The organism is Streptomyces sp. CO7, assembly GCF_053474865.1.
Map to the genome: position 1 here is coordinate 20,957 of NZ_JBRIOU010000012.1, position 5,883 is coordinate 26,839.

General features: G+C 73.9%; 4 protein-coding genes and 3 pseudogenes. 5 read left to right on the forward strand and 2 right to left on the reverse strand.

Annotation, left to right across the window (positions count from 1 at the left end; translation table 11 throughout):
• Positions 1 to 349: pseudogene (locus ACOV8S_RS29680) on the forward strand (DeoR family transcriptional regulator); the annotation flags it as partial.
• Positions 350 to 370: 21 nt separating this feature from the next.
• Here the strand turns inward: ACOV8S_RS29680 and ACOV8S_RS29685 are convergent.
• The gene (locus tag ACOV8S_RS29685) at positions 371 to 1,498 is read right to left on the reverse strand and encodes a PLP-dependent cysteine synthase family protein (protein ID WP_448321573.1); all 1,128 of its coding nucleotides are present in this window, start codon (positions 1,496 to 1,498) and stop codon (positions 371 to 373) included.
• A 281-nt stretch (positions 1,499 to 1,779) separates the two neighbouring features.
• Here ACOV8S_RS29685 and ACOV8S_RS29690 point away from each other — a divergent pair, with 281 nt between their 5' ends.
• From ACOV8S_RS29690 to ACOV8S_RS29700, 3 genes and pseudogenes are all read left to right on the forward strand, one after another.
• Positions 1,780 to 2,199 carry a hypothetical protein gene (locus ACOV8S_RS29690; protein ID WP_448321574.1) on the forward strand — a complete coding sequence of 140 codons (420 nt, stop codon included), beginning with the start codon at positions 1,780 to 1,782 and terminating at the stop codon, positions 2,197 to 2,199.
• Between the two features lie 172 nt (positions 2,200 to 2,371).
• Positions 2,372 to 2,926 (forward strand): ATP-binding protein, encoded by a 555-nt coding sequence (locus tag ACOV8S_RS29695; protein WP_448321575.1) that lies wholly within the window; start codon positions 2,372 to 2,374, stop codon positions 2,924 to 2,926.
• Between the two features lie 363 nt (positions 2,927 to 3,289).
• Positions 3,290 to 4,306, forward strand: a pseudogene (locus tag ACOV8S_RS29700) (outer membrane protein assembly factor BamB family protein); the annotation flags it as partial.
• Positions 4,307 to 4,317: 11 nt separating this feature from the next.
• Here the strand turns inward: ACOV8S_RS29700 and ACOV8S_RS29705 are convergent.
• Positions 4,318 to 5,559 (reverse strand): ROK family protein, encoded by a 1,242-nt coding sequence (locus tag ACOV8S_RS29705; RefSeq protein ID WP_448321576.1) that lies wholly within the window; start codon positions 5,557 to 5,559, stop codon positions 4,318 to 4,320.
• A 103-nt stretch (positions 5,560 to 5,662) separates the two neighbouring features.
• Between ACOV8S_RS29705 and ACOV8S_RS29710 the strand changes: the two are divergent.
• Positions 5,663 to 5,883: pseudogene (locus ACOV8S_RS29710) on the forward strand (methyltransferase); the annotation flags it as partial.

Genomic DNA, 5,883 nt, shown 5'->3' on the forward strand with positions numbered 1-5,883 from the left:
GGCGATAGCCGCGCTCCACTTCGACCTGCTGTTCCTCGGCGTGCACGGCATTTCGGTGGAGGCAGGGCTGTCCACCCCGAACCTCGCCGAGGCGGAGACCAACCGGCGGCTGGTGGCCTCCGCCCGGCGCGTCGTGGTGGTCGCGGACCACACCAAGTGGGGGACGGTGGGGCTGAGTTCCTTCGCCTCGCTGTCCGAGGTGGACGTCCTGGTGACCGACGCCGGGCTGCCCGCCGTCACCCGGGCCGAGCTGTCCGAGCTGCCGCTGCGGCTGGTGGTTGCCGGGGAGGAGGACGACGCCGTGCCGGAGACCGCGGAGGAGACCTACCGGGCGCCCCGCGCGGGCTGAGGCGCCGGCCGCCCCCGCCGGTCACCGCGGCCAGACGCCCGTGGTGATCACCCGCTCCAGCACCTGCGTGTACGGGCCGATCTCCAGCCCCTGCTCGGCCAGCCAGGCGTCCGAGTAGTACTTGTCGAGGTAGCGGTCACCGGGGTCGCAGAGCAGCGTCACCACGCTGCCCGAGCGTCCCGCGGCCACCATCTCCGCGACGATCTTGAGGGCGCTCCACAGTCCCGTGCCCGTGGAGCCGCCCGCCTTGCGGCCGATCACCCGCTCCAGCGCGCGCACCGCGGCCACGCTCGCCGCGTCCGGCACCTTCATCATCCGGTCCACCGCGCCGGGCACGAAGCTGGGTTCCATCCGGGGGCGCCCGATCCCCTCGATGCGGGAGCCGCCCTCGCAGACCGGTTCGGGATCACCGGTGGTCCAGCCGTCGAAGAACACCGAGTTCTCGGGGTCCGCGACGCAGATCCGCGTGTCGTACTGCATGTAGTGCACGTAGCGGGCCAGCGTCGCCGAGGTGCCGCCGGTGCCGGCGGTGGCGACGATCCAGGCGGGCACCGGGAAGCGCTCGAGCTCCAGCTGGCGGAAGATCGATTCGGCGATGTTGTTGTTGCCCCGCCAGTCGGTGGCGCGCTCCGCGTAGGTGAACTGGTCCATGTAGTGGCCGCCCGAGTCCGCCGCGAGGCGCGCGGCCTCCTCGTACATCCGGCGCGGGTCGTCCACGAAGTGGCAGCGGCCGCCGTGGAACTCGATGAGCCGGCACTTCTCGGCACTGGTGGTACGCGGCATCACCGCGATGAACGGCACCCCGATGAGCTTCGCGAAGTAGGCCTCCGAGACGGCGGTGGAGCCGCTGGACGCCTCGATCACCGGCCGGCCGGGGCGGATCCATCCGTTGCACAGGCCGTAGAGGAAGAGTGAGCGGGCGAGGCGGTGCTTGAGGCTCCCGGTGGGGTGGGTCGACTCGTCCTTGAGGTAGAGGTCGATGTTCCACCGCTCGGGCAGCGGGAAGCGCAGCAGGTGGGTGTCGGCGGAGCGGTTGGCGTCGGCCTGGACCCGGCGCACCGCCTCCTTCAGCCAGGCGCGGTAGGTCACGTCACTGCGGTCGACGTCCGGCGTGGCGTCGGCGCCGACCAGGGGTACGGGGCGGGGCATGGCGGTCTCCTCGAACGGCCCGGCAGCACCGGGAGCCCCGATCATAGACACCTTGCACACGCTTCTCACCTGCATAAACGCATCTTTGGAGTCCTCAAGCACGGCCTTGGGAGCGCGCCGGGGACAAGGGGCGCACAAACGCCGCGGTGGACCCGGCCGGCGTGCCGCGCGCGCCGCGCCCGGGACCTCGCGGGGCCCTGGCGTGCGGCCGCGTGTCCGGGCAGACTGCCCGTAGGGGGTACATCGGGACGCAGCGGACAAGCGCGAAGGGGGGCGTCACCATGCCGGAGCCGGAGTTCACCGCCACGGAGGAGTTCCTTCCGACAGGGCCCGACGACATGGAACAGCCGGGGGGCCAGGACGAGTTCAGGGCGACGGGCGTGCGCATCGAGCGCGGCCTGCGCTCGCTGACCCGTGCCGGACAGGTGCGGGTGCGGGGCGGGCTGGTGGAGCTGCTCAGCAGTGGGGGCCGCGTGCTCGCCTCCGCGCCCGCGCGGAAGGCCAGGCTCCTGCGGATGCGGTTCGGGCGGAGCGACCGCGTGCTGCTGGAGCTGGGCGGCTCCCGCTATTTCCTGACGCTCCGTGACGACGACCCCGAGTTCGACCTCGCCGAGGCGCCCGTCGAGCGGCGGCCGGAGGGCGTCGAGTCCCCGGCGGCACGCCTGGCCCGATCGGTCCGGCTGGCCGCCCGACCCCACTGAGCAGGCCCGATCGTCCGCCGCGGGAGCGGCCGCCGGCCCCGCGGGACGCCGCGAGTTGCGGCGTTGCGGGCGCTGGGTCACGCTGTCCATACGTCACTCTCGGTTTACCGGCGACCACGCCGACTCCCGGCCGTCGCCATCTTCCGGACCTCTACGTCGGGGAGTTGCAGCCGTGATCAGTCACCCGAGCAGGCACTGCGCGGTGGAGCTCCAGGCCCTGCCGTCGCGGATCGGACAGGTCCGCAGAATCGTCTCGGCACAATTGCGCTACTGGCATCTGGACTCCCTCATCGAGCGGGCCTCGCTCGGTGTCACCGAACTGCTGACCAACGTCCACCGGCACGCCCGGCCGGACAAGACCTGCACCGTGCGGCTCGAGCTCCTGCTCGACCGGCTCACCGTGTCGGTCCACGACCACGACCCCCAGCTCCCCGTGGTGGGCGACGCCGACTCCCTGGCCGAGTCCCTGGCCACCTGCGGCCGAGGTCTGGCCATGATCGCCGCTCTCAGCGAGAGCTGGGGCGCGCGTCCGGACGGCGACTGCGGCAAGGTCGTCTGGTTCACCCTTCCCGCCGCGGACGACACCTTCGGGGAGCCGGCCTCGCAGCCGATCCTGGTCGACGTCCGGCCGCCCGAACCGGCGCCCGTGCCCGAGCCCGAACCGGCCCTGGTCGAGGTCGTCGTCACCTCCTCCCCCGCTCCCGCCCGGTCGGCCGTTCCCGGCTGACCTGGCGGTGACCCGGTGGGCGGGCGGCGCGCGCAGGCGCCGTCCGCCCACCGCCGGGTCGGCGGCGCGTGACAGGACCGGCACGTTTGCGACGGCCGTGTCCCGATCGGGTCTCCGGGCCCGCCGGCCGGGCACGCCGCGTCTACTGTTCCCCGTGATCCGCCGTGATCGTCCGCACGGCGGCACTCCCGCACTCGATGGAACGGGGAACATGAACGAGCATCCTTCCGGCCGCCCCGCGGCGCCTCGGGCGGCGGCTCCGCGAAGCCGTCCGGGAGCACGGACAAGGACGGAAGCAAGGACAAGGACGGGAACAAGGGCAAGGGCGGGAGCGGGGGCGACGGCGCCCCGAAGCCCCGCTGGCAGGCGCAGACCACCGCGGAGGCCATGGGCGTGGTGCAGGCGCTGGTGGTCGCGGACGGCGTCGTGATAGCCACCGGCGACCCGCTCAAGGGGTACGACGCGGCCACCGGCAAGGAGCGCTGGTCGCGCGAGGAACTCACCGTGCCCGGGGCGCAGATGCTCCTGGGCGACGGCACCCTCTACCTGGCGAGCGGGCAGTACGACGGCGACGTCGTCGGCATCGACCCGGCGACCGGCGAGGAGACCTGGCGCAGCCGGCTGGGCGGCGCGTACGGAGATCCCCGGGTGGTCGCCGTGGACGACACCCAGGTGTACGTGATCGCCGCGGAGATCGAGGACGGCGAGCTCACCCGGCGGAACGTGATCGCCGCGATCGACACCGCCTCGGGGCGGCCGGTGTGGAAGGAGCGGCGCGACGCCGGCACCGAGGAGCACGGCATCGTCGCCGCCGTGCTGGGGCGGCACCTGGTCTACACCGACTACCGCAAGAACCTGACCGTGCGCGACACCGCCACGGGCCGCCAGGTGTGGACGCACAAGGTCGGCGAGTACAACTACCAGCGGTTCGGCGTGGCGGCGGGCCTGGTGATGCTCGCGGACGGCGGGAAGCTGCGGGCCTTCGACGTGGAGAGCGGCAAGCAGCGGTGGGCGCTGGCGGCCGAGGAGTTCACCAAGTTCGTCGGCCCGACCGTGCTGGAGGGTGTCCTGTACGTCTCGGACACCAACCGGAAGCTGTTCGCCCTCGACCCTGCGACCGGCGACGTGATGTGGGAGAACACCGGTCTGTCCGAGCGGGAGGCGACCAACCCGTGGCACTTCGCGCTGGCGGGCGACGTGCTGTACGCCGCCACCGAACTGGACCCGCGCGGCGGCGTCTACGCGCTGGACGCCCGGACCGGCGACTACCGGTGGACCTACAACGACGGCTCCGGCGAGCTGGACGAGTGGTTCGTCACCACCGCCGGGAGCAGCGTCTTCTGTCTCCACGGCAAGCGCCTGACGGCCCTTCCGGCGTAGCCGCCCGGCGGTCAGCCTCCCAGCACCGCCAGGGGGTCGTCGAACACCGGCTGCCAGGCCAGTTCACCGGCCCCCACCAGACTGTTGAAGGGCAGGGTGCAGCTCTGCAGCGGGACGGCGCCGCTCTGTCCCCACAGGCTGCGCCGGGCCACCACGGCGTGCAGCCGCTCCGGGTCGGCCTCGAGCAGGGCGCGGTGCAGTCCGCCGAGGATGATCCGGTCGGGGTTGAGGATGTTGACCAGTCCGGCCAGTCCCATGCCGAGCCGGTCGATCAGGGCCCGCGCCGCCTCGCGTACGGCCGGGTCGTGCGCGTAGCCGTCCCGGATGAGGTCCTCCGCCTGCCGCAGCAGCGACCCCTCGGGCCCTGGTTCCCGCCCGAGCGCGGCGAGGAAGGCCAGCGGGTCGGTCTCCACGTCGAGGCAGCCGCGGCTGCCGCAGTGGCAGGGCCGCCCGCCCGGGTCGACGGTGAGGTGACCGACCTCCAGGGCGAGGCCCGAACTGCCGGTGTGCAGCCGCCCGTCCAGCACCAGGGCGCCGCCGACGCCCTGGTGGCCGGTGGCGACGCACAGCAGGTGGTCGGCGCCCCGGCCGGCCGCGTGCCGGTGCTCGGCGAGCGCCGTGAGGTTCATGTCGTTGCCCACGAAGACGGGGCCGTCGACGCCCGCGGTCCGCAGGCACTCGGCGAAGACGTCCCGTACCGGGGCTCCGGCGGGCCAGGCCAGCAGGAGCGGGTTGAGGGCGACGCCGTCGGGCTCGGTGACCGCGAAGGGCACGGCCAGTCCGGCCCCGACGCAGCGCCGTCCCGTCTCGCGCAGCAGCCGCGCGCCCGCCTCGACGGCGACGGAGAGCAGCTGCGCGGGGTCCTCCTCGACCTTCAGGGCGCTGTGCGCGGTGGCGACGATCCGGCCGCCGAGACCGACCAGGGCGGTCCGGTAGCCGTCGACGTGCACCTGTGCGGCGAGGACGACGGGGCCGTGCTCGGCGACCAGCAGCCGGTGCGAGGGCCGGCCCTGCGACCCCGCGGCGGCGACCGGGTGGGCGTCGACCTCGATCAGTCCCAGCGCCTCCAGTTCGGCGGCCACGGCCCCCGCCGTGGCCCGCGTCACCCCGAGTTCCGAGGTCAGCACGGCGCGGGTGGGGGCCCGCCCGGTGTGGACGAGCTGCAGGGCCGGGCCGAGCGCGCCGCGCCCGCGGTCCAGCCGGGTCCGGGTCGTTCCCTCCCCCTCCGGGCGGGGGTCCGCGTTGCCGTTCATGCCGCCGAGTCTTTCATGATCCCCCGACGGTGGACGGCCGGACTGCCGGACGGCCGGACTGCCGGACGGCCGGACGTGGCGGCTCGGCTAGCCTGGACGCACGATGAACGACCGCTTCACCACCCCCTGGGCCGAGCTCGCCCTCTCCCGCTTCCCCCCGGACCCGCGTGACCGGCTGCGGGCCTGGGACGCCTCCGACGAGTACCTGCTGCGCCACCTCGCCCACGCCGCGCCCTTCGGGGGCGGGGCCGTGGTGGTCGTCGGCGACCGCTGGGGGGCCCTGACCACGGCCCCGCCCCCGAAGGGCGCGGCGTGGGCGAGGTG